Genomic DNA, 26,655 nt, shown 5'->3' with positions numbered 1-26,655 from the left:
AGAGTCAGGAAGCGATGAAGAGTCTCAGGCACGCCGTTGCACTCCTTGTCCCTGCTCTGCTCGCTCTGGGGACGGCGCTGGCTCTGCTCGTCTTCAGCGTCGCCCGTCGGGTCGTCATGCCGGCGAAGCGACCGGCGAACGTCGAGATCCTCGCCGTCGACACCGGGGCGCAGACGATCGAGCTCACCCGGACGCGGGACACCGAGCTCCCGGGTCGATACGGACTCTTCACCTCGGGAACGTATGGCTACGTCAAGCTCGGCGCGGTGCTGAGCGCTGATGCCACCACCGTGAGGCGCAAGCTGCTGACGCAGATCGAACCGGGCGCCCGCGTCGACAGGAGCGCGGCGTTCAGCGGTTGGTACTACTCCACTCCCGGCGAGCTCCACCTGCCCTCGCAGAACGTGCTCATCGGTTCCCCGGCCGGGCCATGCCCCGCCTGGCTGTTCCCGGCCGACTCCTCGACGTGGGTGATCCAGGTCCACGGACGAGGGGTCACCCGAGCCGAGTGCCTTCGTGCCGTCCCCGTGCTGCATGCCGCGGGCTTCCCGAACCTCGTCGTCTCGTACCGCAACGACGGTGAGGCGCCGCGCAGCCGAAGCGGTGCGTACGCTCTGGGGGCTTCGGAGTGGCGCGACGTCGATGCGGCGGTGTCGTATGCGCTCCGACACGGCGCCGATCGAGTGATCCTGATGGGATGGTCGATGGGCGGAGCGGTCGCGATGCAGACCGCCCTGAACTCGGGCAACCGCGACCGCATCGTCGGTCTCATCCTCGAGTCGCCGGTGATCGACTGGCGCAGCGTGCTGCGATTCCAAGCGCGCGAGTCCGGCATGCACGCACCGCTGCCGGACCTCGCGATGGGCGCACTGTCCGTCCCGTTCACCGCGCGGCTCAGCGGCGCGGAGAACGCGATCCCGTTCGACAGCCTGGACATGGTGTCGCGCGCCGACGAGCTGTCGGTGCCCATCCTCATCCTGCACAGCGACGACGACGGATTCGTGCCCGCCGATGCATCGCACGCACTCGAGCAGGCCAGACCCGACCTGGTCACGATGCCCCGCTTCACGGTCGCCCGGCACACCAAGATCTGGAACTACGACCAGGCAGGGTGGAGCGATGCCATCACCGGATGGCTCGCAGCGCAGGGGTTCAGCGCTTCTGCATGACCTGCTTCTTGGCGCGCATCAGCATGCCGGTCATGCCGCCGATGCGCAGCGGCGACACCGCGCGGGTGAGACCGATCGACTGCGGATAGTCGTCGGGGATCGCGAGAACCTCGTCAGGGGTGAGGCCGGAGATGCCCTGCACGAGGATGCTCGCGAATCCGCGCGTGGTCGGCGCCTCGGGCGGGGCGGTGGCGTGCATGGTCACGATTCCGTCGGCGACCTCGACGTAGATGTAGACCGGTGACTGGCACTCCGCGACGCGCTCGCACATCTCGGGGTGATTCGCGACCTCTTCGGAGACCTCCGGCAGCTCGTCCGAGTACTCCAGCAGGAGCAGCAGTCGATCCGCCTCGGGGGTCTCGAGGAATCCGTCGCGGATCTCGGCGAGGGTGTCAGGAACGTGCGTGGTGCTCATCCCTGTCATTCTCCCACGATCAGAGGGATCCGGGCTCCGCGCCGGTCACGATCGGGACCCGCACCGCGCTGCCCCACTCGGTCCACGAGCCGTCGTAGTTGCGGACGTTCTCGAATCCGAGCAGGTGCGTGAGGACGAACCACGTGTGGCTCGAGCGCTCTCCGATGCGGCAGTACGCGACGACCTCGTCGCCATCGGCGAGTCCGGCCCCGTCACGGTAGATCGCGTCGAGTTCGGCCCGCGACCGGAAGCCGCCGTCCTCAGCCACGGCCTTCGCCCACGGCACGCTCTGGGCGGTGGGGATGTGCCCCGCGCGCAGGGCTCCCTCTTCGGGGTAGGCCGGTGCGGTGGTGCGCTCACCGCTGTACTCCTCGGGAGAGCGCACATCGATCAGCGGGCTGCCGATGTGAGCGAGGACATCCTCCTTGTATGCGCGGATCTCCGAATCGTCGCGTTCGACCACGGGATACTCCGTCGGCGTGATCTGCGGGGCGTCACGGGTGATCTCGCGGCCCTCGGAGATCCAGCGATCGCGTCCGCCGTCGAGCAGTCGAACGTCCTCGTGGCCGAAGAGCGAGAAGACCCAGAGCGCGTAGGCGGCCCACCAGTTGTTCTTGTCGCCGTAGATCACGACGGTGTCGTCGCGGGAGATGCCCTTGGTGCTGAGCAGCTTCGCGAAGCCCTCGCCGTCGACATAGTCGCGCACGACGGGATCATTGAGCTCGGTGTGCCAGTCGACCTTCACGGCGCCGGGGATGTGGCCCGTCTCGTACAGCAGCACGTCCTCATCGGATTCGACGACGACCAGGCCCGGTGTGCCGAGGCGCTCGGCCAGCCACTCGGTGCTCACGAGACGGCCGGGCTCGGCGTACTCGGCGAACTTTGACGAAGTGGTGTCGAACTCGATGGCCACAGGGATCTCCTCAGACGGTGAGCGGCGATGATGCAGGGGACGACGGCGTAATGTGGAGCCGATACTTCGACGATAGATCCACGCCGTGCGCCCTGCACCCGATTCGTAAGACTTCGACACAGGTGCGCCCCCGACACAGGACCGTGATGACCGACACGCCCAGCCGCACGGGCATCGTGCACCTGACAGATCGACAGCCGACCGTCACCGGTCCCGAGATGCTGGCTAGCCTCGTGCCGCCGCCGCAGTTCGACGGTGCGACGTTCGAGAGCTATCGTGCCGATGCGGCCTACCCCTCGCAGGAGGACGCCAAGGAGACGCTCATCCGGTTCGCCGGACGCGGTGCTCCGCTCAAGCGGGGCGGATTCTTCAGCCGAGCCAAGAAGGAGCCGGAGACGAAGCCGGGCGTCTATCTCGACGGCGGATTCGGCGTCGGCAAGACCCACCTGCTGGCGTCGATCTATCACGCGATGCCCGCGCGCAGGAAGTACTTCGGCTCGTTCATCGAGTACACGGCTCTGGTCGGCGCGCTCGGTTACAAGAACACCGTCGACCTGCTCAAGGGTGCAGACCTGCTGTGCATCGACGAGTTCGAACTCGATGACCCGGGCGACACCATGGTCATGACTCGGCTCATCGGCGAGCTGGTTCCCACCGGCACCAAGCTCGCGGCGACCTCGAACACTCCGCCGAACGCATTGGGTGAGGGCCGCTTCGCCGCACAGGACTTCCTCCGAGAGATCCACGCGATGTCCGACAGCTTCCAGACGATCCGCATCGACGGCGTCGACTTCCGCCAGCGGGCGCTCGACGGGCACGCCGTCGTGAGCGACGACGATTCCTATGCCCGCGCGATCGACGAGGGGGCGGGGCACGGAAACGCATCCGACGATTCCTTCGCCGACGTCATCCGTCACCTGGCCCGAGTGCACCCCTCGCGGTATCTGCGGATCATCGCCGAGCTGGATCTCGTGGGCCTGCGTGATGTGCAGGTCCTGACCGATCAGTCCGAGGCTCTGCGCTTCGTCGCGTTCGTCGACCGCGTGTACGACGCGCAGATCCCGATCGTCGCCACCGGTGTGAGCCTCGACCAGGTCTTCGCAGAAGAGATGCTGAACGGGGGATATCGCAAGAAATACCTGCGCGCTGTCTCCAGACTCAATGCACTTACACACGCGGATCGCAGTGTCGCGTAACGCAGTGTTCACACACGCGGCGTCTCTGTAACGCCACCGCAACAAACCTCACGCATTCCGGAAATCGGGCCTCGTCACACTGAAGCTCTCAGTTTCCCGAATGTGAGGTTTGACTATGGATGCTCCAGGCAACATCTCCTGGGCGATCACCGCGACCGCCCTCGTACTGCTCATGACGCCCGGCGTCGCCTTCTTCTACGGCGGTCTCGTCAAGGCCAAGAGCGTCGTCAGCATGATGATGATGAGCTTCGGCTCGATCGGTCTCGTCGCCGTCCTCTGGATCCTCTTCGGATTCTCGATGAGCGCGGTCGACAGCCCGACGGCATTCGCCGGCAACCCCTTCGCCGACTTCGGTCTCTCGAGCCTCGCGGCCGGTGAGGGCTCGAACGTCGCACTTCTCGGAGTCGCCTACGGCGCGACCTTCGCGATCATCACCGTCGCGCTCATCTCGGGCGCCATCGCCGACCGCGCGAAGTTCGGCAGCTGGCTCATCTTCGCCGGTGTCTTCGCCACCGTCGGATACTTCCCCGTAGCCGCATGGGTCTGGGGCGGCGGCTGGATCATGAACCTCGGCACCACGCTGTTCGGTGAGGACAGCGGCATCGGCGTCATCGACTACGCCGGTGGTACAGCGGTGCACATCAACGCCGGCGCCGCGGCTCTCGCCCTCGCGATCGTCCTCGGCAAGCGCATCGGCTTCCAGAAGGGCATCCTCAAGCCGCACAACGTGCCGCTGACGCTCCTCGGCGCAGCGCTGCTGTGGTTCGGCTGGTTCGGCTTCAACGCCGGCGCGGAGTGGCTCGCAGAGGACATGGGCGGCGTCGGACTCATCGGCCTGAACACCCTCGGCGCCACGGCGGCCGCGATCCTCGGCTGGATCCTCATCGAGCGCATCAAGGACGGCAAGGCAACCTCGGTCGGTGCAGCGTCCGGCGCGGTCGCCGGTCTCGTCGCCATCACCCCGGCCTGCGCGAACCTGACGCCCGGATGGTCGCTGCTGCTCGGTGCCGTCGCCGGTATCGTCTGCGCGCTGGCGGTCGAGATGAAGTTCCGTCTCGGCTTCGACGACTCGCTCGACGTGGTCGGCATCCACCTGGTGGGTGGCCTCATCGGAACGCTGTACCTCGGCTTCTTCGCCACCGAGACCGGTCTGTTCGTCGGAGGCGACGCACGTCAGCTCGCCGTCCAGGCGATCGCAGCGCTCGGTGTGCTGATCTACTCCTTCGTCGTCGCCTTCATCATCGGCTTCGCGATCGAGAAGACGATCGGCTTCCGCATCACGAGCGAAGACGAGATCGCCGGTGTCGACCAGGTCGTCCACGGCGAGGAGGGCTACGCGCTGGCCGACGCCTGAACTGCCGTTAGGGTGACCGTGTGAGCAACACCAACGGCATCCTGGCACGACTCGCGGAGATCCTCTTCACAGCACTGGGATCTGACCGGGCGTCTCGGACGAAAACTCGTCCGAGACGCCCGGTCTCGCGTCTGCGCACCTCCGAGGAGGTCCGCTCCGCCTCAGGGGCGTCGAGAGCGGCGTCGCGCGGCACCGAGACACGGCGGGTCGACCCCGACCGGATCGATGACCTCCGCATCGGCTACGCGCCCGACCGGGACGGCGCCCCTGACGCGGGTGAGATCATCTGGACCTGGGTGCCCTACGAGGAGAACGACGGTCGAGGCAAGGATCGGCCGGTGCTCGTGATCGGGCGCGAATCCGCAGAACGTGTCTATGCGGTGCGGATGACGAGCAAGGCGCACGACGGCGACCGCGACTACCTGTCGATAGGCTCCGGCGGCTGGGACGCGCAGGGACGGGAGTCCTGGGTCGACATCGAGCTGCTGTACAGCGTGCACGAGAGTGGACTGCGCCGTGAGGCCGCGGTGCTCGACCGATCGCGCTACGGGGAGGTCGCTTCGGCTCTGGCTCGACGATACGGCTGGGCGACCGCCTGAAGCCCCGACACGTGTGACCAGGTCGCAATCCGTTCGACGAACGGCTGCGAACAGTCTGTGAGTCGCAGGATGCGACGACACCACAGGAGGAATCATGCGTTTCATCCCCACCAAGGTCCATGGAATTCTCGACTACATCGTCGGAGTGGCGCTGATCGCCGCTCCGTGGCTCTTCGGCTTCGCGAGCATGGGCGGCCCCGCCGTGATCATCCCGATCGTGCTCGGAATCGGGCTCATCGTCTACAGCCTTTTCACGAAGTACGAATGGGGGCCGTTCGGCGTCATCCCGATGCCCGTCCACCTCGTGTTCGACATCGTCGCGAGCCTGTTCCTGGCGCTGTCGCCGTGGATCTTCGGCTTCTCGACGGAGGCGCCGAACGTCTGGGTGCCGCACGTGGTCGTCGGCGTCGCCGTGATCGTGGTCGTGCTGTTCTCGCAGCCGCAGCCCGCGAAGGTCAAGGCCACCGCTCGCGTCTGATGGCGTACGAACTCTGAAGCCCCGCACGGAACGTCGGCCCTGTGCGGGGCTTCAGTTCTGCAATGCCGCCGCCACCCAGCGCGCGTAGAGCTGCCAGGGGTCGTCCAGCGTGCGCAGTCCGTCGATGTGGGCCGCGAGATACGGGGTGAGGGTGAACCATTCGCCGCCCTCCCGGATGTCGGCGAACTCGCGGTGTCTCGATTGCTCCACCGCACGGCCACCCGGCTCGAACGCGAGGAGCTCGTCGTGGCGGATGCTCGCGAGTCGGTGACGCGGCCGGCGACTGGTGCCGATCTTCACCCGACGGTCGTAGCGGATGTAATAGACCACCTCGACCACCGGGCGGGGGAGGTCGGGGTCGGGGGAGTCGCCGTAACGCCACCCGCACCAGTCGCACAGCAGCGCGGTGGTCACGCGCACCGCGTCTCCATGGCCGCAGAGCGGACAAGGGCTCGGGAGCGGAGTGCGCGGCATGCTCGGAACGCTACCGCCGGCCACCGACGTCAGACCTCTCCGCGACTTTTCTTCACCCCGCGCGGCACCCATCTCCACCACATGAAGTGATGGTCCCCCTGCTCGACATCGAACAGCCTCCCGCACACGGCGCATTCGGTGACATAGGTCATCGACCAGCCAGGATCACTCGTCGAGAGGATGCTGACGTGGCCGAGCGCCTGTTCCTTCTCGGGGTCATTCGTGAGCAGCCCGGGGTAAGCGGCGCACCAGCACTCCCTGTCGCGATACTGTTCGAGTTTGGTGAGCGCGTGCGCCAGATGGGCGTTGTTCGAATAGATCATCCCGCCCAGATCGAGCCTCGTCGCCTCGCGCCGGAGCTGCGGAAGCGCGGCGACGAGGGGGTCGAGAGTCGCGGCATCCCGCGAGCGGATCGTCTCCCACACCGCGTGCATCACGCGTCCGCGATCTCCGGAGAGGAAGTCGTCGAGCAGGGTGGGCATGCCGCAACGCTAGCAATCGAAAGATCGGCGATGGCTCCCGCGCCCTCGCGCCATGAGAAAACCCCGCGGCATCTCAGATGCGCGGGGTTCTGTGGTGGGCGATACCGGACTCGAACCGATGACCTCTTCCGTGTGAAGGAAGCGCGCTACCAACTGCGCCAATCGCCCATACCTGCGGGGTACGTCAACCGATACTACCCGACCGTCGGAGGCCAAGTTGACCACCCTGCGAGACACGCGCGAGATTCGGTTTCGGTTTGGACAGTCGCCGATCATCGGCTAATGTTTCATAAGTGCCCGGGACAACAACCGGGAACAACGCGGATGTAGCGCAGTTGGTAGCGCACAACCTTGCCAAGGTTGGGGTCGCGAGTTCGAGTCTCGTCATCCGCTCAAGTGCAGGGGCCTTCTTCGGAAGGCCTTCGGCACGTGGGGTCAATCCACACGGTGGCGTGGCCGAGCGGCTAGGCACCGGCCTGCAAAGCCGTTTACACGGGTTCGAATCCCGTCGCCACCTCTCAGTAACTGAATAGCCCCAACGGGCGCGATTGGCGCAGCGGTAGCGCGCTTCCCTGACACGGAAGAGGTCACTGGTTCGATCCCAGTATCGCGCACAGACAAAACCCCCGGTTCTCCGGGGGTTTTTTGTTGTCCCATGACGGGGCGCAGCCGTCACCGGCGGCGGTCACCCCGAGACCGGGGACGACCGCTTGACGACCTCGTACGCTGCGAGCGCCGCTTTGCGGGTGGCCGCGAGATCGACGATCGGCTCTGTCGGGGCATCCGACGCCCACTCCGAGATGTACAGGCCGTGCGGGTCGAACTTCTTCGCCTGCAGCTCGGGATTGAAGACGCGGAAGTACGGGGCGGCGTCGGCGCCGGATCCTGCCACCCACTGCCAGTTGAACGGGTTGCTGGCGCCGTCGGCGTCGACCAGGGTGTCCCAGAACCACTCCTCGCCGCGCCGCCAGTCGATGAGCAGGTTCTTCACGAGGAACGAGGCCGTCACCATGCGCACCCGGTTGTGCATGAAACCCGTGTGCCACAGTTCGCGCATCCCCGCATCGACGAGCGGGATCCCGGTATCGCCGCGCTGCCACGCCTCGAGTTCCGACGGCTTGAGCCGCGGCCAGGGGAAGGCGTCGTACTGACGACGGAGGTTCTTCGTGGCGATGTCCGGTGCGTGGAACGTCGTGTGCCAGGCGAATTCGCGCCAGCCCAACTCCGAGAGGAACCCGGCCGCGCCATCGGCCTCCACCGCCGCGTGCCACACGGTGAACGGGCTCAGCTCGCCCCACCGCAGACGCGGTGACAGCAGTGACGTCGCGCCCGCCGACGGCTCATCCCGCGCGCGATCGTACGAGCCGATGTCGTCATGCAGGAACGTACGCAGCCGAGCTCTGGCCGCCGGCTCACCGGGCTCCCAGGCGTCGCGGAGCCCGCCGGCCCAGTCGGGGCGGGTCGGCAGCAGATCCCAGTCGACGAGATCGTCGGACGCCGGGGGCTGGGGCACCCCAGCGAGACTCCGGGGCGCGGGGAGGGGCGCTCGCGGCGTGGGGAGGGAGAGACATGCCCGCCAGAACGGCGTGAACACCGAGAAGTGGGTGCCGCCGCCGGTCTTCACCGTCCACGGTTCGTGCAGCAGCGATGCCTGGAACGACGTGACCTCGTGGCCGTCCGCGCGCAGCGCCGCCTTGAGCGCGGTGTCGACCTCGCGTTCGGCGCCCCCGTATCGCCGGTTCCAGAAGACGGCAGTCGCGCCCGAGTCTGCGACGGTCTCGCGGACGATGCGTTCGGCAGGACCTCGACGCAGCGTCAGAGTGGCGCCGAGTTCCCGCAGCGCGTCGTCCAAAGACGCGAGGGAGTGGTGGAGCCACCAGCGTGCGGCTCCGCCGAGCGGTCGGATGCCGGGGGACTCCTCGTCGAGGACGAACAGCACGACCAGTGGTTCACCGCGATCGATCGCCGCCCTGAGCGCCGGATTGTCGGCGAGTCGAAGGTCGTCGCGGAGCCAGACGAGCGAGGGAGAGGCCATGGCTCCATTCTGGCGGGGTGGACGGAACGAGTGGGCGGGCTTGCGCTGCCGGCTGCTCAGCGGATACGAGGCACCGCGCGCATCCGTGGTCTAGCCGGCGCAGTCGTCGCCCACAGCGCCCAGGCGACGAGAAGAGGCTGGAGGAAGAGTCGTCCGAGACGCCGCGCTTCGGTGTCGAGCCCCGGGGTGGACCGGTGAGTGCGCCACTGGTGCACGTTTCCCGGGAACACGGCGACGAAGAACGCGGCGGTGGCGATTCCGACACGCCGTCTCTCGTTCGGCAGCAGGAGCAGCCCGGCGGCGAGGGCGACCTCCGCGGCGCCCGACGCGATGATGATCGCCTCCTTGTCGAGACGAGTGGCCCGAGTCGCCCAGTCAGGCACGACGACGCGGAAACCGCGGGTGCTCGTGAAGTGGACGATGCCGATCGCACCCAGGGCGAGTGCGAGGATCCAGCGCGCCAGTGGTCTGATCATCCGCTCACGCTACCCCGGCGGAACCGGAGCTCACGGGTGTCGCCCGGGCGCGTCGCGGCAGGTCTGCCCGCCCACGTGGAGGCCTTTGCCAGACTGAGTGCATGACCGTCCTGCGCATCAGCATCCTCTTCGTGCTCGCCGCCGTCGCCGAGATCGGCGGCGCGTGGCTGATCTGGCAGGCCGTGAAGGAGAACCGTGGCTGGGTCTTCGCTGTGCTCGGCGTGATGGCTCTCGGTGCGTACGGGTTCATCGCGGCGCTCCAGCCTGACGCGAACTTCGGACGCGTGCTCGCCTCGTACGGCGGGGTGTTCATCGCCGGATCGCTCGCGTGGGGCATCATCGTCGACGGCTTCAAGCCGACCGTCTGGGACTGGGTCGGCTCGGCGATCGCGCTCGTCGGCGCGGCGATCATCATCCTCGCTCCCACGGCGGCGAACACCGAGTCTGAGGTGGCGTCGTAGCGGTCAGCGGCCCACGGGCATGCGAGTAGCCTAGATCCAGACCCAGATGGAGTGTGCAGTGCCTGAAAATGCTCAGCCGAAAGACGGCTTCGCCCTGTTCTCTGACCGTTCAGTCGTCGCCATGCGCGTCAACGGGACCCTCAAGGACCTCGCCGCGACAGTGACGGATGCCGACGAGGTCGAGTCGGTCACGATCGACAGTCCCGACGGGCTGAACATCCTGCGTCACTCGGCCGCGCACGTGCTCGCGCAGGCGGTGCAGCGGATCAACCCGCAGGCGAACCTGGGCATCGGGCCGCCCATCACCGACGGCTTCTACTACGACTTCGGCGTCGACACCCCGTTCACGCCCGAGGACATCAAGGCCATCACGAAGGAGATGCAGCGCATCGTCCGTGAGGGGCAGCGCTTCGTGCGTCGTGTCGTCACGGACGACGAGGCGCGGGCAGAGCTGGCCGACGAGCCGTTCAAGCTCGAGCTCATCGGTCTCAAGGGCGGCAAGGAAGCCGCCGAGGGCGCCTCCGTCGAGGTCGGCGAGGGCGAGCTGACGATCTACGACAACACGACCCGCGACGGCGAGGTCGTCTGGAAGGACCTCTGCCGCGGGCCGCACCTGCCCAATACCCGCATGATCGGCAACGGCTGGGATCTGACCCGCATCGCCGCCGCATACTGGCGGGGCAGCGAGAAGAACCCGCAGCTGCAGCGGATCTACGGCACCGCCTGGCCGTCGAAGGACGAGCTGCGTGAGTACCAGCACCGCCTCGAGGAGGCCGCCAAGCGCGACCACCGCCGTCTCGGCAAGGAGCTCGACCTCTTCTCGTTCCCCGAGGAGATCGGTTCGGGTCTGTCGGTCTGGCACCCCCGTGGCGGCATCGTCCGCGGCGAGATGGAGCAGCACGCTCGCAGGCGCCACATCGAGGGCGGCTACACCTACGTGTACACCCCGCACATCTCGAAGGAAGACCTCTTCCTCACCTCGAACCACCTCGTGACGTACAAGGAGGGCATGTACCCGCCGATCGTCATGGACGAGGAGCGCGACGACGAGGGCAACATCACGAAGCAGGGCCAGGACTACTACCTGAAGCCCATGAACTGCCCGATGCACATCCTGATCTACAAGGAGCGCGCGCGCAGCTACCGTGATCTGCCCCTGCGGTTCGCCGAGAACGGCACCGTCTATCGCAACGAGCTCTCCGGTGCGCTGCACGGCCTCACCCGAGTGCGCGGCTTCACTCAGGATGACTCGCACCTGTTCGTCACCCCCGATCAGCTCGAGGGCGAGGTCGCGAAGGTCCTGGAGTTCATCCTGTCGATGCTGCGCGACTTCGGTCTCACCGACTTCGAGCTCGAGCTGTCGATGAAGGACGACGAGAAGTCCAAGTGGATCGGCTCGGACGAGTTCTGGGAATCGTCGACCGATGCTCTCCGCCGGGTCGCCGTGGCATCCGGCCTGAAGCTCACCGAAGTCCCCGGCGAGGCCGCGTTCTACGGACCGAAGATCGACCTCAAGACGCGTGATGCGATCGGCCGCACCTGGCAGCTGTCGACCGTGCAGGTCGACCCGAACCTGCCCGAGCGCTTCGAGCTCGAGTACATGGACAAGGACGGCCAGAAGAAGCGTCCGATCATGATCCACCGTGCGCTGTTCGGCTCGATCGAGCGGTTCTTCGCGATCCTCCTCGAGCACTACGCCGGCGACTTCCCGGTGTGGCTGTCGCCCGTGCAGGTCGTGGGAATCCCCGTCGCCGACGAGTTCGCCGACTACCTGGGCGAGATCGTCCAGACGCTGCGCACGCAGGGCGTGCGCGCCGAGCTCGACGCCTCCGACGACCGGATGCAGAAGAAGATCCGCACGCACACGACCGGCAAGGTCCCGCTGCTGCTGATCGCGGGCGAGAAGGATCGCGACGCGGGCACCGTCTCGTTCCGCTACCGCGACGGCACGCAGGAGAACGGCGTGCCGATCACCGATGCAGTAGCGCGCATCCGCGCAGCGATCGATGCACACACTCTCGTGCAGACAGCAGGGGACCTGGCGTGACGTCCTCGGAGTCGTGGGAGGACGCCGGCGAGTTCGCGGGCGTCCCCGACGAGTTCCAGCGGCTCTGGACGCCGCACCGGATGGCCTACATCCAGGCTGGTCCTGAGCCACTGCGCGAGGAGTGCCCGTTCTGCGAGGCTCCGAAGTTCCCGGATGCCGAGCGGCTGATCGTCGCCCGGGGGGAGACGGCCTATGTGCTGCTCAACCTTTTCCCGTACAACTCCGGACACCTGCTGGTGTGCCCGTACCGCCACATCGGCACCTACGACCAGGCAACACCCGAGGAGGTCGCCGAGATCGGGGCACTGACCCAGATCGGCATGCGCGTGCTCCGCGAGGTCTCGCGCTGCGACGGCTTCAACATCGGGATGAATCAGGGTGCCGTCGCCGGTGCCGGAGTCGACGGCCACCTGCACCAGCACATCGTGCCGCGGTGGACGTCGGACGCCAACTTCTTCCCGATCATCGCCAAGACCAAGGCCCTGCCCCAGCTGCTCGGCGAGGTGCGCGAAGCCGTGGCGAACGCCTGGCCGACGACGGCGTAGGCCACGGCTCGGAATCGCGGGTCAGCGCACCTGGCGTGCCGTGAACTGCATCCGAGGGTTCGCGTAGAACTCCTGCGCTTCGACGAGCTGCAGCTCGCGCGCACCCGACTCGAGGGTCGCGGCGAGCAGGTCGAACACGCTGGACGCGGTGCGCTCGAGCGCCGTCTTCGCGTCACCGGATCCGACATAGTGGGCCGTGAAGAGCGCCGCGGTGACGTCGCCCGAGCCGTTCGCCTTCATCGGAAGCCGAGGCGTCTGCACGATCCAGGCTCCTGCGGCGTCGGCCACGAGCATCTCGATCGTGTCGTCCTCACGGTCCGGCCGCTCGACGCTCGTGACCAGCACCGTGCTCGGTCCCATCGCCATGGCCAGGTCGACCGAGGCCAGGGTGGACTCGAGCGTGTCGGGCTCGGTGCCGGTCAGGAACCCGAGCTCGAACTGGTTCGGGGTGATGATGTCGGCAGCCGGCACGACCTTCTCGCGCAGCAGGATCGGGATGGCCGGGGCGACGAAGCATCCTGACTTCGCGTTGCCCATCACCGGATCGCAGGCGTACACGGCGGCGGGATTGGCGGCCTTGACGCGCGCCACGGCGTCGATGATCACATCGCCGATGCCCTCGCCGCCCTGGTAACCGCTCAGCACCGCGTCGATCTCGCCGAACACGCCGCGCTCCTCGATGCCCGTGATGACCTCGCGCACGTCGTTCGGAGAGATGAGCGGACCGCGCCAGGCGCCGTAGCCGGTGTGATTGGAGAAGTTCACGGTGTAGACCGGCAGAACCTCGACGCCGATGCGCTGCAACGGGAAGACCGCGGCGGAGTTCCCGACATGCCCGTACGCGACGGCGGACTGGATGGAGAGGACCTTCATTCCCCGATCCTTTCTTTCAGAGCGGGAATGCTCCCGCGGCGGTGGGTCATCGTGCGGCCGATACGAGGTCGGCGACGAGTGTCGCAGTGTCGTCTTCGGACAGATCATGCACTGTGAGGCGCAGATGGCGCGACGGATCGGCGCGTTCGTCGAGGGCGAAGTCGTCGCCGGTTCGAGCGAGCCAGCCCCGACGCATGAGGCGTTCGGCGACGATGCGCGCCGGCTTCGGCAACTCGATCCACAGGCTCAGACCGTCGGTGGCGGGGGAGTCGAGGCCATGCTCGCGCAGCCGCGACGCGAAGGCCGCATTGCGTGCCGCGTAGTGCTCGCGGGCGTCGGCGATGCGTGCGAGCACCGACTCGTCGGTCAGCTGAGTGAGGGTGAGACGCTGCAGCAGGTGGCTGACCCAGGTGGTTCCGGGACTCAGACGCATGGCGAGGCGCTCTGCCGTGGTGGCATCCGTCGCCGCGATGGCGAGGCACATGTCCGGCCCGAGGAACTTCGAGACCGAGCGCACCAGCGCGAACCGCCGGTGGTCCGGGCCGATCAGCGATTCGTATGGACGCTGCGACAGCATCGAGAAGTGATCGTCCTCGATGATCAGCACGTACGGATGAGCGGCGAGCACGGCGCGCAGCTCCGCCGCACGAGCGGCCGTGAGACTCGCCCCCGTCGGGTTCTGAGCGCGCGGGGTGCAGATCACCGCTCGCACGCCGGCATCCAAGGCGGCGCGCAGCCCCTCGACCGTCATCCCCTGTTCGTCCACCGGCACGGGAACGGCCCGATACCCGCCGAGTCGGACCGTGTGGATGCTCGCCAGGAAGCAGGGATCCTCGAGTGCGACGGCATCGTCGCGCATCAGCGCCTGCGCGAGTAGTCGCTCGACGGCGTCGACGGCGCCGCTCGTGACGGTGATGCCGAAGTCGAGGTGACCGAGATCATGCGCGATCCATTCGCGCGCCCAGTCCTGCAGCCCCGGGTCGATGACGGGCTCGCCGTAGAGCACCGGACGACCGGCCACCGTGGCCAGCGCATGCGATGGATCGGGGATCAGTCGAGGGTCCGGGTTGCCGGTCCCGACGTCGCGCAGCACCGTATCGGAGGCGTAGCCCTCCTGGGCCACCGACTCGAGACCGGCGATGACCGTGCCGGCGCGACCTCGGGAGATCACGAGCCCGGCCTGAGCGAGCTGTCGGTATGCGGCGACCGCGGTGTTGCGATTGACTCCGAGGGTCGTGGCGAGCTCCCGCACGGGAGGGAGGGGACTGCCGGCGCGCAGCACACCGCGCTCGCGCAGACCGCGCACGCTGTCGGCGATGTCCGCTGCGGTCGTTCCGGTGATCTGGTCGCTCATGTGTCCTCACCCCCGATTCTAGGTCGTTCCGGACAGTGCTACTGTTTGGCCTAGATCAAACGAGACATCGTTCGACACACTCATGCACATCGTGCTTCCCCGACAGGAGCTCTCATGACCGAACAGACCACCACCGGATCCTCGCGCGTCAAGCGCGGTCTCGCCGAGATGCTCAAGGGCGGAGTGATCATGGACGTGGTCACCGCCGATCAGGCCAAGATCGCCGAAGACGCGGGCGCCGTCGCCGTCATGGCGCTCGAGCGGGTTCCCGCCGACATCCGCGCACAGGGCGGTGTCTCGCGCATGAGCGACCCCGACATGATCGACAGTATCATCGCGTCGGTGTCGATCCCCGTCATGGCGAAGGCACGCATCGGTCACTTCGTCGAAGCGCAGGTGCTGCAGGAGCTCGGCGTCGACTACATCGACGAGTCCGAGGTGCTCTCTCCCGCCGACTACGTGAACCACATCGACAAGCACGGCTTCGCTGTGCCCTTCGTCTGCGGTGCCACCAACCTCGGTGAGGCGCTGCGCCGCATCAATGAGGGCGCGGCGATGATCCGCTCCAAGGGTGAGGCCGGCACGGGGGATGTCTCCGAGGCGATGAAGCACATCAGGAAGATCCGTGGCGAGATCGCGGCTCTCACGGCTCTTCCGAATGACGAGCTGTTCGTCGCGGCGAAAGAGCTGCAGGCGCCGTACGAGCTCGTGGCCGAGATCGCCGAGACCGGCAAGCTCCCCGTCGTGCTGTTCGTCGCGGGTGGCGTCGCGACCCCCGCGGATGCAGCGATGATGATGCAGCTGGGCGCCGACGGCGTCTTCGTGGGCTCGGGCATCTTCAAGTCCGGCAACCCGGCGGAGCGCGCCAAGGCGATCGTCAAGGCGACCACCTTCTTCGATGACGCCAAGGTGATCGCCGAGGTCTCACGCGGACTCGGCGAGGCCATGGTCGGCATCAACGTCTCCGACCTCCCCGCGCCGCACCGCCTGGCCGAGCGTGGCTGGTAGTCCACGGGTCGGCGTCCTCGCGCTGCAGGGCGACGTGCGCGAGCACGCCGCCCTGCTCGCGGGACTCGGAGCCGAGGTGGCGCTGGTGCGCCGCCCGGAGGAGCTTGCGTCTGTCGACGGTCTCGTCATCCCCGGCGGCGAGTCCAGCGTGATCGACAAGCTGTCGCGCACATTCGGGATGCAGGAGCCGATCAGGGACGCGATCGCTGCGGGGCTCCCCGTGTACGGGACGTGCGCCGGGCTGATCCTTCTCGCCGATCAAGTACTCGACGGCATCGAGGGACAGCAGTCATTCGGCGGCCTGGACATCGCCGTGCGCCGTAATGCCTTCGGGCGCCAGACGGAGTCCTTCGAGATGGACCTCGACGTTCCGGCGCTCGGTGAGGTGCCCGTGCACGCGACGTTCATCCGAGCTCCGATCGTCGAACGCGCAGGCGAGCGGGTCGAGGTGGTCGCCTCGCTTCCGGACGGCAGAATCGTCGCCGTGCGGCAGGGCCCACTCGTCGGCACCAGCTTCCACCCCGAGGTCGACGGCGAGACGCGCTTTCACGAGCTGTTCCTCGCGGGAGTCCGGGAGCGCACCTCGCGCCGTTGACGCCATGCCGTGCGACCCGCCACGGACCGGGGCGTGACAGGCGAGGGCCCGAGGTCGGACTATTCTCGTTCGAGTGACTGGATCCAGGGCTGAGGCCGCGTATGCGCGTGCCGTCACCGCATTCAGCACCCCGACACTCGATCTGCTGCACGGTCGGTTCGCCCCGTTCGTGGTCGCGTCGCTCACTCTTCTGTTCACCGCCGACCGGGCGTCTGTCGCGGTCGCGGATGCGCACGCCGAGCTGGGCGAGGTGCTCGATGAACTCCGAGCGGCGGGGTACGACGACGACAGGCGGCTTCCGTCCGGGAGCGGCCGGGACGTGTGCCGGAACTGGGTGCGCCTCGGCTGGCTGATCCAGCAGATCGACGACGACGTCGAGGTCTACCGCCTGTCTGCGCATGCCGTCGCAGCACTCGAGATATCCGGCCGCACCGGCGGAGGGCGCACGCGCGTGTCCAACTCCCGCGTGCGCACCCTCCTCGACGCGGTCGACCACCTGTCGGTGAGCGCGGAGGTCGACCCGGTCCGGCGGCTGGCGCGTCTGTATGACGAACGCGATCTGCTCGACGCAGAGATCGCTCGCATCCAGGAGACCGGGCATGCCGACCCTGCCGACGATGAGGAGCTCCTCGAGGAGGCCGAGAACGTCCTGCACCTGGCACGCGAACTGCCCGCCGATTTCACGCGCGTCGCCGAGTCGCTCAGGTCGATGCAACGCGACGTCGTCGCCCACCTGCGCAGGGACGAGAGACCGACGAGCGAAGTGCTCCGCGAGTATCTGCAGCGCGCCCAGGATGTGATGCAGTCGACACCGGAGGGGCGCGCGTTCGCAGGAGCCCTGCGTCTGATCGGCGACCCCGATCGCATCGATGCCCTCACGGAGCAGCTTCGCGGGCTGCTCGGCCGGCCCTTCGCCCGTATGCTCGACGCCGCGCAGCGCGCCGAGCTCGACGCCATCGGTCGACGCGTAGAGCAGGGAGTGGAGGAGGTGCTGGCTGCGCAGCGCCGCGCTTCGCACGTGATCACCGGCCAGGTGAAGACGCACGATCCGCTGCGCGATCGTCAGATCGACGACCTCCTGCGCGACGTCATCGCCGGGCTCCACGGATGGACCGGCCCGGCGACGGTCGTCGACCCGGTGCGCAGCATGCCGCTGATCGATCTCGGGCATCTGCGTCAGACCACCAGCGATATCCGCCCGCCGCGTGCACCGGCGCCCCTCGCCGACGCCGATGACGTCGACTTCCTCGATCACGACACGCGCGCCTGGGGTGGTCCGAGATATGCGGAGCTCGAGGAATACGTCGCCGGGCTGGGGACGGACTTCGACCTCGCCGATGCCTTCCGGTCGGTGCCCGACGCGGCTCGGCGCCCTGTCGATCTGCTCGGTCTGCTCGAGATCGCGCACCGGAACGGCCTCACCGAGGGAGATGGCATCTCGACGGTCGAAGCATTGCGCCCGGACGGCACGAGCAGGCGATTCGCATTCGGCGCCGTGACCGCCCGCAGCACGAAAGAGGATTCAGATGATGAGTGACGACGACCTCACCACAGCCGGCGCGGACGAGGGGTTCATCGCTCCGACGGCGATGGAGGACGACCTCGAGGCGCACTTCCCCGGCGATCGCGGCACGCTCGATCCCGAGATCAGGCGCGTGCTCGTGCACCTGCTCCAGCGGCGTTTCATCTCGATGGAGCGCAACCGACGTGAGTGGACGCTGCTGCTCGAGCACCAGCAGGTGATCGAGTCGCGGCTCAACGACATCTACCTGCGTCTGATCATCGATCACGCCAGAGGGTTCGCGTACAAGCAGCAGCTGCGCTCTGACGAGGTCGAGATGCCCGTGCTGCTGAAGGACTCTCCGTACTCGCGCGCCGAGACGCTCGTCCTGGTGCACCTGCGGACCGTCTACCAGCGCGAGTCCGCGTCCGGCGAGGGTTCAGTGCGGATCGACATCGAGGACGTCGAGCAGACCGTGCTGAGCTACTTCGCGGACGTCGACGGCGGAACCGCGAAGCAGCAGCGCGCCATCCGCAGCGCATTGGATCGGCTGGATCGAGAGGGCATCGTGCAGGAGGAGACCAGCGGACGCTACCGGATCACCGCGCTCGTGGAGGTGGTGCTCAGTGCGGAGACGCTCAAGGAGCTGCGGGAGTGGCTGCGATCCCAGGCGGTGGTGGCGCGATGACGATGATGGACACGCTCTTCGGGATGATCCCCGCGAGCTCACGCGGTCAGCAGTGGGTCGCGGAGGAGCTCCAGCTCATCAACTGGGGCGGCTACGACGGCGGTCCCCACCGCGTGCGGTTCTCGCCCGATGCGACCCTGCTGTGCGGCGGATCGGGGTCGGGCAAGTCGACGCTCATGGACGGCTACATCGCGCTGATGATGCCGCACACGACGCCCTTCAACGGCGCGTCCAACGGCGGCGTCACGGGCCGTCCCCGCGGCGACGAGCAGCGGAACATCCTGTCGTACGGGCGCGGCAAGATCGACGAGTCCCGCACCGAGGAGGGGACGAAGCTCCGCGTGCTGCGCGGCGACGGCGAGGACACCTGGAGCGCCGTCTCGATGACGTGGTTGGATCACGACGGCTCGCGCTTCACGGCGGTGCGCGGGTGGTACATCCCCGCGGACGCCCGCACCCTCGAGGACACCACGCGATTGCGGGCCACGATCGACGGCGCCTTCGACCTCTCGCAGCTCGAACGCGCTGCGGTCCAGCGACTCAGTGACGCGTCGGTGCGCGCCGTCGGGCTGGAGCCCGTGGCGACCGACCGCGAGTTCTCGGCTCGACTTCACGCCGTGCTCGGCATCGGCGCGGCCGGTTCGGGGGCGAAGGCGATCAGTCTTCTGGCCCGCATCCAGGCCGGTCAGCAGATCACGACGGTCGACGACCTCTACAAGAAGCTCGTGCTCGAGGAGCCCGAGACGATGGCGACCGCGGACGCGGTGGTCGCTCATTTCGATGAGTTGGAGAGCACCCGGACGCGGATGCTCGTCGCCAAGCAGCAGGTGGCGGCTCTCGAGCCGATCCGCGAGATCTCGCAGCGCATCGAGGCGGCGTCGGCGCGGATGAGCGTCGTGGACGAGGTCGGGGTCTTCTCGGAGCCGACCTCCCTCGCGTCCCTGTGGAGCGCCGAGCGCCGCCTCGATCTGCTGCGCGAGGTGGAGGCGGATCTGCGTGACCGCACCCAGGCGCTGCAGCTGGCCGTCCGCGAGAAGAACGCACTGATCGCCGCCGCCGAGGTCGAGCGGGAGGGCCTGCTCGACGTCCTGCGGCAGTCCGGAGGCGACCGCCTCGACACCGCTCAGCGCGAGCTGCGGGGTGTCGAGCGCCGACTGGAGGACGTCCAACGCGAGCGGGCGCGCTTCGACAGCGTCGCCAGGGAGCTCGGCGCCGAGGTGCGCACCGCATCCGATCTCGAGGAACTGCTCGCCCGCGTCGGCCGGGAGCTCCCGCAGAGCGGACTGCGCGGAGCCCGCGCCGCCTTCGCCGATGCAGAGTCGTCGCGCCGAGCGGTCGAGAGCGAGCTGAGTCGGGCGCGTGCCGAGCAGGACCGCACCCGTGAGCTCCGCGGGAGCATGCCCGCGCATCTGCATGAGGCGAGAACTCTCCTCGCCCAGGCGGCCGGGCTCACCCCGACGGATCTGCCCTTCGTCGGTGAGCTCATCGAGGTGCGCACCGAGTTCGAGCCCTGGCGGGACGCGTTCAACCTCGCCCTCGGCGGGTTCGCGCGGACATTGCTCGTCGATGTCGCGGACCTCGGGCGGTTCCGTGCGGCCATCGAGTCGGTGCGCATCGCTGAGCGGATCAGCTACGAAGGCGTCCCGACGGGCGTCGCCGAGTCTCGGACGGCGGACCCCCGCACGCTCCCCGGTCGTCTCGATCACCGATCGACGCCGTTCACCGGATGGCTTCAGCAGCGACTCCGTGAGCGGTTCGAGTACGTGTGCGTGGACTCGTCGACCGAGCTCGCCGAGCACCCTCGCGCGCTGACGCTCGCGGGGCAGGTGTCGCACGGAGACCGCGGGTCCCATGGCGGGCATGGCCGGGCGAACATGCTCGGATTCTCGAACGCGCGCCGTCTTCGCGAGCTCGACGAGCAGATCAGCCAGCTCGAGAGCCGCCGCGATGCTGCGACTCAGGCCGCTGCGGACGCCGAGGCCGACCTCGACCGGATCGAGGCGACGTCCAAGGCGCACGCGAAGATCGAGGACCTCACCTGGGATCAGATCGACGTCGAGGCCGTCACGGCGGAGCGCGCGCGATGGGTCGCAGTGGAGGCGGAGGTCACCGACGAGAACCCGAAGATCGCCGAGCTGAAGTCGCAGGCCGAGGAGCTCAGAAGACGGGTCGGCCGTCTGCGCGACGAGAGCTCCCGACTCGGGGGAGACCTCACACTCGCTCAGGACCGTTGGGTGGAGGTCACCGACCAGGTCGACGACTGTCAGCGGATCGTCGATGCGGCTGAGGCGGCCGAGATCGCGCTGGAGGAGCGGCATCGTTCGTTCCTCGACGCGCGCTTCCTCGGAGCAGACGCGGCCGTCAGCGTGACGGCGTCGGAGCGCCTCGCTCACCTCGACGCCGCATTGCGCACGGCCGCGACCAGACTGCTCGAGGATCGCACGTCGGCAGCCGCGGCGCACGCCGAGCAGCGTGAGCAGATGCGACGCCTGATGACCGGTTTCCTCGAGCGCTGGGATACGCTCACGATCCTCCCCGACCCCGACGAGTCGGTCGCGGAGTTCGAGAGCATCCTCGTGGCGCTCGAGACCAACGGCCTGCACGAGCTGGAATCCGAATGGCGAGACAGCCTCCTCAAGCTCTCCGGAAACGATCTGACGAGCCTGGATTCGACGCTGGGTCGTGCACTGCGCGAGATCAAGAACCGCATCGACCCGATCAACAGGATCATGGAGGAGCTGCCGTTCTACGACGATGATCACCGTCTTCAGATCACACCGCGCGAGAACCAGTCCGAGGCGCGCAGGCGATTCCGAAAGGAGCTTCGCGAGGTGCGCAGCCTCATCGACGCAGCGGAGACGGATGTCGATCGTGAGAGCGTCTACCGGAGGATGAGCCGTCTCATCGGTCGGATGCGACGCACGGCTCCCGACTTCGCCGAGCTCATCGACGTGCGCAACCATGTGCGGGTGAGCGCGGAGCGGGTCCATGCGACGACCCGGGAGCATGTCGCGCTCTACGACCACATCGGCGAGAAATCGGGTGGAGAGTCGCAGGAGCTGGTCGCCTTCATCGTGGGCGCGGCACTGCGCTACCAGCTCGGCGACGCGGGTGCCGAGCGTCCGAGGTATGCACCCGTGTTCATGGACGAGGCCCTGATCAAGGCGGACGCGCACTTCACGAAGCGTGCGATCGGAGCATGGCGGGGTCTCGGCTTCCAGCTCGTGATCGGTGCGCCGAACGACAAGTACAGCGCCATCGAACCGCATGTCGACGTGGAGTACGACATCCTCAAGGACACGCGCGGCCGCTCCTGGGCACGGCCGAAGGTCGGTCTGCCCGCCGAGTGACACCGGCGATATTGGTCAGCGCGACACGAGAGTTCGGATCGCGCCGACCGTGCGGTCGATGTCGTCCCGGGTCGTCGCCCAGGACGACATCGAGCAGCGCAGCGCAGCGCGACCTCTCCACTCGGCCCCGGTCATGGCGGCGGTGCCCTCCACGAGCACGGCCTCACCCAGCCGTCGCGTCGCCTCATCGGAATCGAGACAGAACATGACCTGCGTGTAGTCGACGTCGTTGAGGATGCGGATGCCGTCGATCGTCGTGAGCCCCTCGGCCATCGCCACCGCGTTCTCGTGCAGCCTGTCGATCAGGTTCGAGATGCCGTCCCGTCCGAGGCTGCGCATCGCCGCCCACGCGGGCACGCCGCGTGCGCGCCGGGACAGTTCCGGCGTCACGTCCCACGGGTCCAGACTCGTGTAGATGAGGTAGTCGCCACCCGTGCGGAACGCGGCGATCGAGTCCGCAGGGTCGCGGACGATCGCCATGCCGCAGTCGTAGGGCACGTTGAGCGTCTTATGCGCGTCTGTCGCCCACGAATCGGCGTCGGACATGCCCGCCGTCAGCGGCCGCAGCGACTCGGAGGCCGCGGCCCAGAGGCCGAATGCGCCGTCGACGTGCACCCAGGCTCCGTGCCGATGGGCTATCGGTATGAGGGCAGCGAAGTCGTCGAATGCGCCGGTGTGCACTTCTCCGGCCTGTAGACAGACGATGGTCGGTCCGGAGCCGTCCGCGAGGACGCTGTCCAGGGCGTCTGGTCGCATGCGCCCCTGCGCGTCGGATTCGACGGCAGTGATGCCGGTGCGTCCGATCCCGAGGAACCGCGCTGCACGGTCGATCGACCCATGGCGGTCGGCACCTACGACGAAGCGCATCTGCGGAGATCCGTGCAGTCCCTTCTCGCTGAGGTTCCAGCCGACTCGAGCGAGAACGGCGTTCCGTGCCGTCGCGAGGCAGGTGAAGTTCGCCATCTGGCCGCCGGTGACGAATCCGACGCTCGCGTCGTCGGGCAGGCCCAGGATGTCGAGCATCCACCGGCCGGCTATGCGCTCCAACGCCACGGTCGTCGGCGTGAGCAGGGCGGATCCCGAATTCTGGTCCCAAGCGGACACGAGCCAGTCGGCGGCGAGGGCAGCGGGGTGCGTGCCGCCGATGACGAACCCGAAGAATCGTCCTCCGGGGATCGCGACGAGACCGGGGTCCGCCCGCGACACGATCTCGCCGATCAGCTCTTCCGGGTCCATGCCTTCGGCGGGCAGGGGGCCGCCGAAGGCGTCGAGCATCTCGGCGAGGGTCGCCCGCGGCCACACCGGTCTGTCGTCGAGCGACCCGAGGAACTCGAGTGCTGCTCGGTGGGCGGCGTCCAGTCCGCGGATCCTGTCATCGTCGACGCTCTGGTCCATGTGTCAGGACTACACCCACGCCTGCCCTCACACCAGAGCGATCACGGGAACAGGAGGCCGCCGCTCCGTGTGCGGCCACAGGCCGCGGGCATGGTTCGATAGAATGGACGATGCCCTGGGCCGTGCCCACGGGCGGATACGACGAGCGGAGAATTATGTCCGGGCATTCCAAGTGGGCCACCACGAAGCACAAGAAGGCCATCATCGACTCCAGGCGCGCCAAGTCCTGGGCCAAGCTCATCAAGAACATCGAGGTCGCGGCCAAGCTCGGCGGAGCCGACCTGCAGGGAAACCCGACGCTGTTTGACGCGGTGCAGAAGGCGAAGAAGACGTCGGTCCCGAAGGACAACATCGATCGCGCAGTGAAGCGCGGCGCGGGCATCGGCGGCGAAGCGGTCGAGTACACCTCGATCATGTACGAGGGGTACGGACCCAACGGCGTCGCGATGATGATCGAATGTCTGACCGACAACAAGAACCGTGCTGCGGCCGAGGTCCGCACTGCTCTCAGCCGCAACGGCGGAACCCTCGCCGACCCGGGCAGCGTCGCCTACAACTTCAGCCGCAAGGGCGTGATCGTGGTCGGCTCCGAGGGGACCACCGAGGATGACGTGATGATGGCCGCGCTCGAAGCGGGGGCCGAAGAGATCGAGCCGCACGCCGAGGGCTTCGAGATCATCACCGAGGCGACGGATCTCGTGACCGTCCGCAGCGCGCTGCAGGAGGCGGGAATCGACTACGAATCCGCCGACGTCGAGTTCGTGCCGAACCTCAAGGTCGAGATCGACGCCGACACCGCTCGCAAGATCTTCCGCCTCATCGATGCACTCGAAGACAGCGAGGACGTGCAGAACGTCTTCACCAACTTCGATCTCACCGCCGAGGTGCAGGCCGAGCTCGAGAACGACGACGCGTAGGCGCGCCGACCGCGTGCCGTCGGACGAGACGCTTAGCCTGGGGGAGTGACCTCCTCCTCGCTTCGCGTGCTCGGCATAGACCCGGGTCTCACCCGGTGCGGCGTGGGGGTCGTCGACGTCGACCGGGCTCGACGAGGGACGCTGGTGCATGTCGGAGTCATCCGCTCGGCGCCCGATCTCCCGATCGGCGAACGACTCGCGATCGTCGCCGCGGGCATCCGAGAAGTGCTGGAGCTCCATCGGCCCGACGCTGTCGCGGTCGAGCGCGTGTTCGCGCAGCAGAACAGTCACACGGTGATGGGCACCGCCCAGGCGAGCGGCGTGGCTCTGCTGCTCGCTGCTGAGGCAGGACTCCCGGCGGCCACGCACACTCCGAGCGAGGTCAAGGCGGCGGTCACCGGCTACGGCTCGGCGGACAAGCGTCAGGTGCAGACCATGATCGCCCGGATCCTGCGCCTGGATGCGCCGCCGCAGCCGCCGGATGCCGCTGACGCCCTCGCGATCGCGCTCTGCCACGCGTGGCGTCGGGGCGCAGCGGGGGTCCCGGGTGTGGATGCGCTCACCCCGGCCCAGAAGGCTTGGGCCGACGCGGAGCGTGTCGCTCGAACATATCTACGATCGGGTGCGTAGGCTGGGCGGATGATCTCCTCGCTGCACGGCGCTGTCCTCCACTCGACCGCCGATCAGGTCATCATCGACGTCGGGGGAGTCGGGTTCTCCGTCTCGGTGCCCGCAGACGTGGCTCACACCGCGACCGTCGGCGAGAAGCTGATGCTGCACACGAGCCTCATCGTGCGCGAGGATGCGCTGTCGCTCTACGGTTTCGCCGACCGCAGCGAGCTGGAGATCTTCGGTCTGCTGATCAGCGTGACCGGCGTCGGGCCGAAGTCGGCGCTGGGGGTGCTGTCGCATCTCACCGTCGACCAGATCGCGGAAGCCGTGACATCGGAGGATGACGCCCCGTTCCGCCGTGTCTCGGGTATCGGCCCCAAGACCGCCAAGCTCATCGTCCTCCAGCTCGCGGGCAAGGTGCATCCGGTGGGCGCGGCGTCGAAGCCCGCCGCGAACGGACCCGTCGACGTCGTCGATCAGGTCGCTGCCGCGCTCGTCGGTCTGGGGTGGTCCGAAAAGGTCGCCGCCGAGGCCGCCGCGCAGACGGCCGCGGAGGCCTCTGAGGCCGAGCGGGCAGCCGTCGCACCGTTGCTGCGCCGCACGCTCGCACTGCTGGGGCCGGCGCGTGTCTGACATCCGCGACGCCGCCGAGCCCTCAGACGACACCGAGCTGGCGATCGAGGGAGCCCTGCGACCCACGAGCCTGGGTGAGTTCGTCGGTCAGCAGAAGGTGCGGGGGCAGCTCCAGCTGCTCCTCGATGCCGCACGGATCCAGAATCGCCCGCCCGACCACATCCTGCTCGCGGGCCCGCCCGGGCTCGGCAAGACCACGCTGGCGATGATCGTCGCGCACGAGAGCGAACGTCCGCTGCGCCTCTCGAGCGGACCGGCGATCCAGCACGCCGGCGACCTCGCCGCGCTCCTCTCGAGCCTCGTGCCCGGCGAGGTGCTGTTCATCGACGAGATCCACCGGATGGCGCGGTCGGCGGAGGAGATGCTCTATCTCGCGATGGAGGACTTCCGCATCGACATCATGGTGGGAAAGGGCGCGGGGGCGACCAGCATCCCGCTGGACCTCGCACCGTTCACGCTCGTGGGTGCGACGACGCGCTCGGGTCTGCTGCCGAACCCGCTGCGGGATCGCTTCGGCTTCACCGGTCACCTGGAGTTCTACGAGGAGGCGGAGCTCGAGCGCGTCATCGCACGCTCGGCCCTCATGCTGGGCGTCGATCTGCCGCGGGATTCACTGTCGGAGATCGCCCGTCGCTCGCGCGGCACTCCTCGTATCGCGAACCGCCTGCTGCGTCGAGTGCGCGACTATGCGCTCGTTCACGGCGGCGGCGCGGCCTCCCTGGTCGGGGTCAAGGCCGCGCTGGAGCTCTACGACGTCGACCCCATCGGACTGGACCGCCTCGACAGAGCGGTGCTCGAGGCGCTCGTTCGGCGCTTCCGCGGGGGTCCCGTGGGGCTCAGCACGCTCGCGGTCGCCGTGGGCGAGGAGGCCGAGACGGTCGAGAGCGTCGTCGAGCCCTATCTCGTGCGCATCGGATTCCTGGGTCGCACACCTCGAGGTCGCGTCGCCATGCCGGAGGCCTACAGCCACCTCGGCATCGCGCACCCGGACGGGGCGCTCCGACTTGATGACCTATAATCGCTGAAGACTTCCCCTGATAGAACTGCGCGACCGTCCTGTGGTGCGCGCACCTGAGAAAGGCCCT

At 67.8% G+C, this 26,655-nt stretch carries 26 protein-coding genes and 4 tRNA genes; 20 read left to right on the top strand and 10 right to left on the bottom strand.

What is annotated here, in order from left to right:
- Positions 1-14: 14 nt before the first annotated feature.
- The gene (locus tag ACIPV5_RS11310; RefSeq protein ID WP_056278797.1) at positions 15-1,169 is read left to right on the top strand and encodes a S9 family peptidase; all 1,155 of its coding nucleotides are present in this window, start codon (positions 15-17) and stop codon (positions 1,167-1,169) included.
- Here ACIPV5_RS11310 and ACIPV5_RS11305 read toward each other — a convergent pair.
- Both ACIPV5_RS11305 and ACIPV5_RS11300 read right to left on the bottom strand, forming a co-directional pair.
- Positions 1,153-1,584, bottom strand: coding sequence for a SufE family protein (locus ACIPV5_RS11305; protein ID WP_072591311.1), 432 nt, complete (start codon positions 1,582-1,584; stop codon positions 1,153-1,155). The two genes, ACIPV5_RS11310 and ACIPV5_RS11305, sit on opposite strands and share 17 nt — an antisense overlap.
- Positions 1,585-1,603: 19 nt before the next feature.
- Positions 1,604-2,497 (bottom strand): sulfurtransferase, encoded by an 894-nt coding sequence (locus tag ACIPV5_RS11300; protein ID WP_072591310.1) that lies wholly within the window; start codon positions 2,495-2,497, stop codon positions 1,604-1,606.
- 146 nt (positions 2,498-2,643) lie between these two features.
- Between ACIPV5_RS11300 and zapE the strand changes: the two genes are divergently transcribed.
- The 4 genes from zapE to ACIPV5_RS11280 all read left to right on the top strand — a co-directional run bounded on the left by zapE (position 2,644) and on the right by ACIPV5_RS11280 (position 6,124).
- A complete protein-coding gene (zapE, locus tag ACIPV5_RS11295; protein ID WP_400341040.1) occupies positions 2,644-3,693 on the top strand; it encodes a cell division protein ZapE in 1,050 nt (349 codons plus the stop codon).
- A gap of 115 nt (positions 3,694-3,808) precedes the next feature.
- Entirely contained in the window at positions 3,809-5,047 is a 1,239-nt protein-coding gene (locus ACIPV5_RS11290; RefSeq protein ID WP_053096211.1) for an ammonium transporter, read from the top strand.
- Positions 5,048-5,067: 20 nt separating this feature from the next.
- Positions 5,068-5,646, top strand: coding sequence for a type II toxin-antitoxin system PemK/MazF family toxin (locus tag ACIPV5_RS11285; RefSeq protein ID WP_083569336.1), 579 nt, complete (start codon positions 5,068-5,070; stop codon positions 5,644-5,646).
- Positions 5,647-5,740: 94 nt separating this feature from the next.
- Positions 5,741-6,124: an SPW repeat protein gene (locus ACIPV5_RS11280; RefSeq protein ID WP_053096209.1), complete on the top strand. Its 384-nt coding sequence runs from the start codon at positions 5,741-5,743 to the stop codon at positions 6,122-6,124.
- A 51-nt stretch (positions 6,125-6,175) separates the two neighbouring features.
- Here ACIPV5_RS11280 and ACIPV5_RS11275 read toward each other — a convergent pair whose 3' ends face one another.
- The 3 genes from ACIPV5_RS11275 to ACIPV5_RS11265 all read right to left on the bottom strand — a co-directional run bounded on the left by ACIPV5_RS11275 (position 6,176) and on the right by ACIPV5_RS11265 (position 7,248).
- Positions 6,176-6,538 carry a GIY-YIG nuclease family protein gene (locus ACIPV5_RS11275; RefSeq protein WP_232224440.1) on the bottom strand — a complete coding sequence of 121 codons (363 nt, stop codon included), beginning with the start codon at positions 6,536-6,538 and terminating at the stop codon, positions 6,176-6,178.
- 89 nt (positions 6,539-6,627) lie between these two features.
- Positions 6,628-7,080: a hypothetical protein gene (locus ACIPV5_RS11270; protein ID WP_400341039.1), complete on the bottom strand. Its 453-nt coding sequence runs from the start codon at positions 7,078-7,080 to the stop codon at positions 6,628-6,630.
- A gap of 92 nt (positions 7,081-7,172) precedes the next feature.
- A tRNA-Val gene (locus ACIPV5_RS11265) sits at positions 7,173-7,248 on the bottom strand.
- 152 nt (positions 7,249-7,400) lie between these two features.
- Between ACIPV5_RS11265 and ACIPV5_RS11260 the strand changes: the two genes are divergently transcribed.
- The 3 genes from ACIPV5_RS11260 (at position 7,401) to ACIPV5_RS11250 (ending at position 7,694) form a co-directional block, all read left to right on the top strand.
- Positions 7,401-7,473 (top strand) — tRNA-Gly (locus tag ACIPV5_RS11260).
- A 53-nt stretch (positions 7,474-7,526) separates the two neighbouring features.
- Positions 7,527-7,597 (top strand) — tRNA-Cys (locus ACIPV5_RS11255).
- A 25-nt stretch (positions 7,598-7,622) separates the two neighbouring features.
- Positions 7,623-7,694 (top strand) — tRNA-Val (locus tag ACIPV5_RS11250).
- A gap of 71 nt (positions 7,695-7,765) precedes the next feature.
- Here the strand turns inward: ACIPV5_RS11250 and ACIPV5_RS11245 are convergent.
- The gene (locus tag ACIPV5_RS11245) at positions 7,766-9,115 is read right to left on the bottom strand and encodes a cryptochrome/photolyase family protein (protein WP_400341038.1); all 1,350 of its coding nucleotides are present in this window, start codon (positions 9,113-9,115) and stop codon (positions 7,766-7,768) included.
- Positions 9,116-9,171: 56 nt separating this feature from the next.
- Positions 9,172-9,591 (bottom strand): hypothetical protein, encoded by a 420-nt coding sequence (locus tag ACIPV5_RS11240; protein WP_285365481.1) that lies wholly within the window; start codon positions 9,589-9,591, stop codon positions 9,172-9,174.
- A gap of 101 nt (positions 9,592-9,692) precedes the next feature.
- Between ACIPV5_RS11240 and ACIPV5_RS11235 the strand changes: the two genes are divergently transcribed.
- From ACIPV5_RS11235 to ACIPV5_RS11225, 3 genes are all read left to right on the top strand, one after another.
- Positions 9,693-10,052 (top strand): YnfA family protein, encoded by a 360-nt coding sequence (locus tag ACIPV5_RS11235; protein WP_053096200.1) that lies wholly within the window; start codon positions 9,693-9,695, stop codon positions 10,050-10,052.
- Positions 10,053-10,173: 121 nt separating this feature from the next.
- Entirely contained in the window at positions 10,174-12,099 is a 1,926-nt protein-coding gene (gene thrS / locus ACIPV5_RS11230) for a threonine--tRNA ligase (protein WP_400341266.1), read from the top strand.
- Complete coding sequence (locus tag ACIPV5_RS11225) at positions 12,096-12,644, top strand: HIT domain-containing protein (protein ID WP_053096196.1); 549 nt, start codon at positions 12,096-12,098, stop codon at positions 12,642-12,644. The genes thrS and ACIPV5_RS11225 overlap by 4 nt, the downstream gene beginning before the upstream one ends.
- 21 nt (positions 12,645-12,665) lie before the next feature.
- On the opposite strand, the gene pdxY is transcribed toward ACIPV5_RS11225, so the two are convergent.
- A complete protein-coding gene (pdxY, locus tag ACIPV5_RS11220) occupies positions 12,666-13,517 on the bottom strand; it encodes a pyridoxal kinase PdxY (protein ID WP_056278788.1) in 852 nt (283 codons plus the stop codon).
- 46 nt (positions 13,518-13,563) lie between these two features.
- A complete protein-coding gene (locus ACIPV5_RS11215) occupies positions 13,564-14,871 on the bottom strand; it encodes an aminotransferase class I/II-fold pyridoxal phosphate-dependent enzyme (RefSeq protein ID WP_400341037.1) in 1,308 nt (435 codons plus the stop codon).
- Between the two features lie 114 nt (positions 14,872-14,985).
- On the opposite strand from ACIPV5_RS11215, the gene pdxS reads away from it, so the two are divergent.
- The 5 genes from pdxS (at position 14,986) to ACIPV5_RS11190 (ending at position 22,013) form a co-directional block, all read left to right on the top strand.
- Entirely contained in the window at positions 14,986-15,879 is an 894-nt protein-coding gene (pdxS, locus tag ACIPV5_RS11210) for a pyridoxal 5'-phosphate synthase lyase subunit PdxS (RefSeq protein WP_400341036.1), read from the top strand.
- Positions 15,869-16,474, top strand: coding sequence for a pyridoxal 5'-phosphate synthase glutaminase subunit PdxT (gene pdxT / locus ACIPV5_RS11205; RefSeq protein ID WP_187249671.1), 606 nt, complete (start codon positions 15,869-15,871; stop codon positions 16,472-16,474). The genes pdxS and pdxT overlap by 11 nt, the downstream gene beginning before the upstream one ends.
- 73 nt (positions 16,475-16,547) lie before the next feature.
- Positions 16,548-18,011: a DUF3375 domain-containing protein gene (locus tag ACIPV5_RS11200; protein ID WP_400341035.1), complete on the top strand. Its 1,464-nt coding sequence runs from the start codon at positions 16,548-16,550 to the stop codon at positions 18,009-18,011.
- Positions 18,004-18,663, top strand: coding sequence for a DUF4194 domain-containing protein (locus ACIPV5_RS11195; RefSeq protein WP_053099121.1), 660 nt, complete (start codon positions 18,004-18,006; stop codon positions 18,661-18,663). Before ACIPV5_RS11200 ends, ACIPV5_RS11195 begins: the two co-directional genes overlap by 8 nt.
- Positions 18,660-22,013 carry an ATP-binding protein gene (locus ACIPV5_RS11190; protein WP_400341265.1) on the top strand — a complete coding sequence of 1,118 codons (3,354 nt, stop codon included), beginning with the start codon at positions 18,660-18,662 and terminating at the stop codon, positions 22,011-22,013. Before ACIPV5_RS11195 ends, ACIPV5_RS11190 begins: the two co-directional genes overlap by 4 nt.
- 15 nt (positions 22,014-22,028) lie before the next feature.
- Here the strand turns inward: ACIPV5_RS11190 and ACIPV5_RS11185 are convergent, their stop codons facing one another.
- Positions 22,029-23,408, bottom strand: a complete 1,380-nt coding sequence (locus tag ACIPV5_RS11185; RefSeq protein ID WP_400341034.1) for a pyridoxal phosphate-dependent decarboxylase family protein — start codon at positions 23,406-23,408, stop codon at positions 22,029-22,031.
- A gap of 155 nt (positions 23,409-23,563) precedes the next feature.
- On the opposite strand from ACIPV5_RS11185, the gene ACIPV5_RS11180 reads away from it, so the two are divergent.
- Genes ACIPV5_RS11180 through ruvB form a run of 4 tightly spaced genes read left to right on the top strand, consistent with a single transcriptional unit; the run spans position 23,564 to position 26,588 of the window.
- Positions 23,564-24,325, top strand: a complete 762-nt coding sequence (locus ACIPV5_RS11180) for a YebC/PmpR family DNA-binding transcriptional regulator (protein WP_053096182.1) — start codon at positions 23,564-23,566, stop codon at positions 24,323-24,325.
- Positions 24,326-24,370: 45 nt separating this feature from the next.
- The gene (gene ruvC, locus ACIPV5_RS11175; RefSeq protein ID WP_053096180.1) at positions 24,371-24,955 is read left to right on the top strand and encodes a crossover junction endodeoxyribonuclease RuvC; all 585 of its coding nucleotides are present in this window, start codon (positions 24,371-24,373) and stop codon (positions 24,953-24,955) included.
- A 9-nt stretch (positions 24,956-24,964) separates the two neighbouring features.
- The gene (gene ruvA, locus ACIPV5_RS11170) at positions 24,965-25,570 is read left to right on the top strand and encodes a Holliday junction branch migration protein RuvA (protein WP_056278784.1); all 606 of its coding nucleotides are present in this window, start codon (positions 24,965-24,967) and stop codon (positions 25,568-25,570) included.
- On the top strand, positions 25,563-26,588 hold the full coding sequence (gene ruvB / locus ACIPV5_RS11165) for a Holliday junction branch migration DNA helicase RuvB (RefSeq protein WP_053096175.1): 1,026 nt from the start codon (positions 25,563-25,565) through the stop codon (positions 26,586-26,588). The genes ruvA and ruvB overlap by 8 nt, the downstream gene beginning before the upstream one ends.
- The last annotated feature ends 67 nt before the right edge of the window (positions 26,589-26,655 follow it).

Origin of the sequence: Microbacterium sp. NPDC090014, assembly GCF_044748285.1 — a bacterium.
Classification (GTDB): Bacteria; Actinomycetota; Actinomycetes; order Actinomycetales; family Microbacteriaceae; genus Microbacterium.
The sequence above is the reverse complement of the archived record's forward strand: the minus strand, read 5'-3'. Positions and strand labels throughout refer to the sequence as shown.

Bases quoted from the DNA above. Each gene is read 5' to 3' on its own strand.
- ACIPV5_RS11305 (WP_072591311.1), bottom strand. From the start codon at position 1,584: ATGAGCACCACGCACGTTCCTGACACCCTCGCCGAGATCCGCGACGGA.
- ACIPV5_RS11270 (WP_400341039.1), bottom strand. From the start codon at position 7,080: ATGCCCACCCTGCTCGACGACTTCCTCTCCGGAGATCGCGGACGCGTG.
- ACIPV5_RS11235 (WP_053096200.1), top strand. From the start codon at position 9,693: ATGACCGTCCTGCGCATCAGCATCCTCTTCGTGCTCGCCGCCGTCGCC.
- ACIPV5_RS11185 (WP_400341034.1), bottom strand. From the start codon at position 23,408: ATGGACCAGAGCGTCGACGATGACAGGATCCGCGGACTGGACGCCGCC.
- ACIPV5_RS11215 (WP_400341037.1), bottom strand. From the start codon at position 14,871: ATGAGCGACCAGATCACCGGAACGACCGCAGCGGACATCGCCGACAGC.
- pdxY (WP_056278788.1), bottom strand. From the start codon at position 13,517: ATGAAGGTCCTCTCCATCCAGTCCGCCGTCGCGTACGGGCATGTCGGG.
- ACIPV5_RS11240 (WP_285365481.1), bottom strand. From the start codon at position 9,591: ATGATCAGACCACTGGCGCGCTGGATCCTCGCACTCGCCCTGGGTGCG.
- ruvA (WP_056278784.1), top strand. From the start codon at position 24,965: ATGATCTCCTCGCTGCACGGCGCTGTCCTCCACTCGACCGCCGATCAG.
- ACIPV5_RS11310 (WP_056278797.1), top strand. From the start codon at position 15: ATGAAGAGTCTCAGGCACGCCGTTGCACTCCTTGTCCCTGCTCTGCTC.
- pdxS (WP_400341036.1), top strand. From the start codon at position 14,986: ATGACCGAACAGACCACCACCGGATCCTCGCGCGTCAAGCGCGGTCTC.
- ACIPV5_RS11290 (WP_053096211.1), top strand. From the start codon at position 3,809: ATGGATGCTCCAGGCAACATCTCCTGGGCGATCACCGCGACCGCCCTC.
- ACIPV5_RS11190 (WP_400341265.1), top strand. From the start codon at position 18,660: ATGACGATGATGGACACGCTCTTCGGGATGATCCCCGCGAGCTCACGC.
- ACIPV5_RS11245 (WP_400341038.1), bottom strand. From the start codon at position 9,115: ATGGCCTCTCCCTCGCTCGTCTGGCTCCGCGACGACCTTCGACTCGCC.
- zapE (WP_400341040.1), top strand. From the start codon at position 2,644: ATGACCGACACGCCCAGCCGCACGGGCATCGTGCACCTGACAGATCGA.
- thrS (WP_400341266.1), top strand. From the start codon at position 10,174: ATGCGCGTCAACGGGACCCTCAAGGACCTCGCCGCGACAGTGACGGAT.
- ACIPV5_RS11180 (WP_053096182.1), top strand. From the start codon at position 23,564: ATGTCCGGGCATTCCAAGTGGGCCACCACGAAGCACAAGAAGGCCATC.
- ACIPV5_RS11280 (WP_053096209.1), top strand. From the start codon at position 5,741: ATGCGTTTCATCCCCACCAAGGTCCATGGAATTCTCGACTACATCGTC.
- ACIPV5_RS11195 (WP_053099121.1), top strand. From the start codon at position 18,004: ATGAGTGACGACGACCTCACCACAGCCGGCGCGGACGAGGGGTTCATC.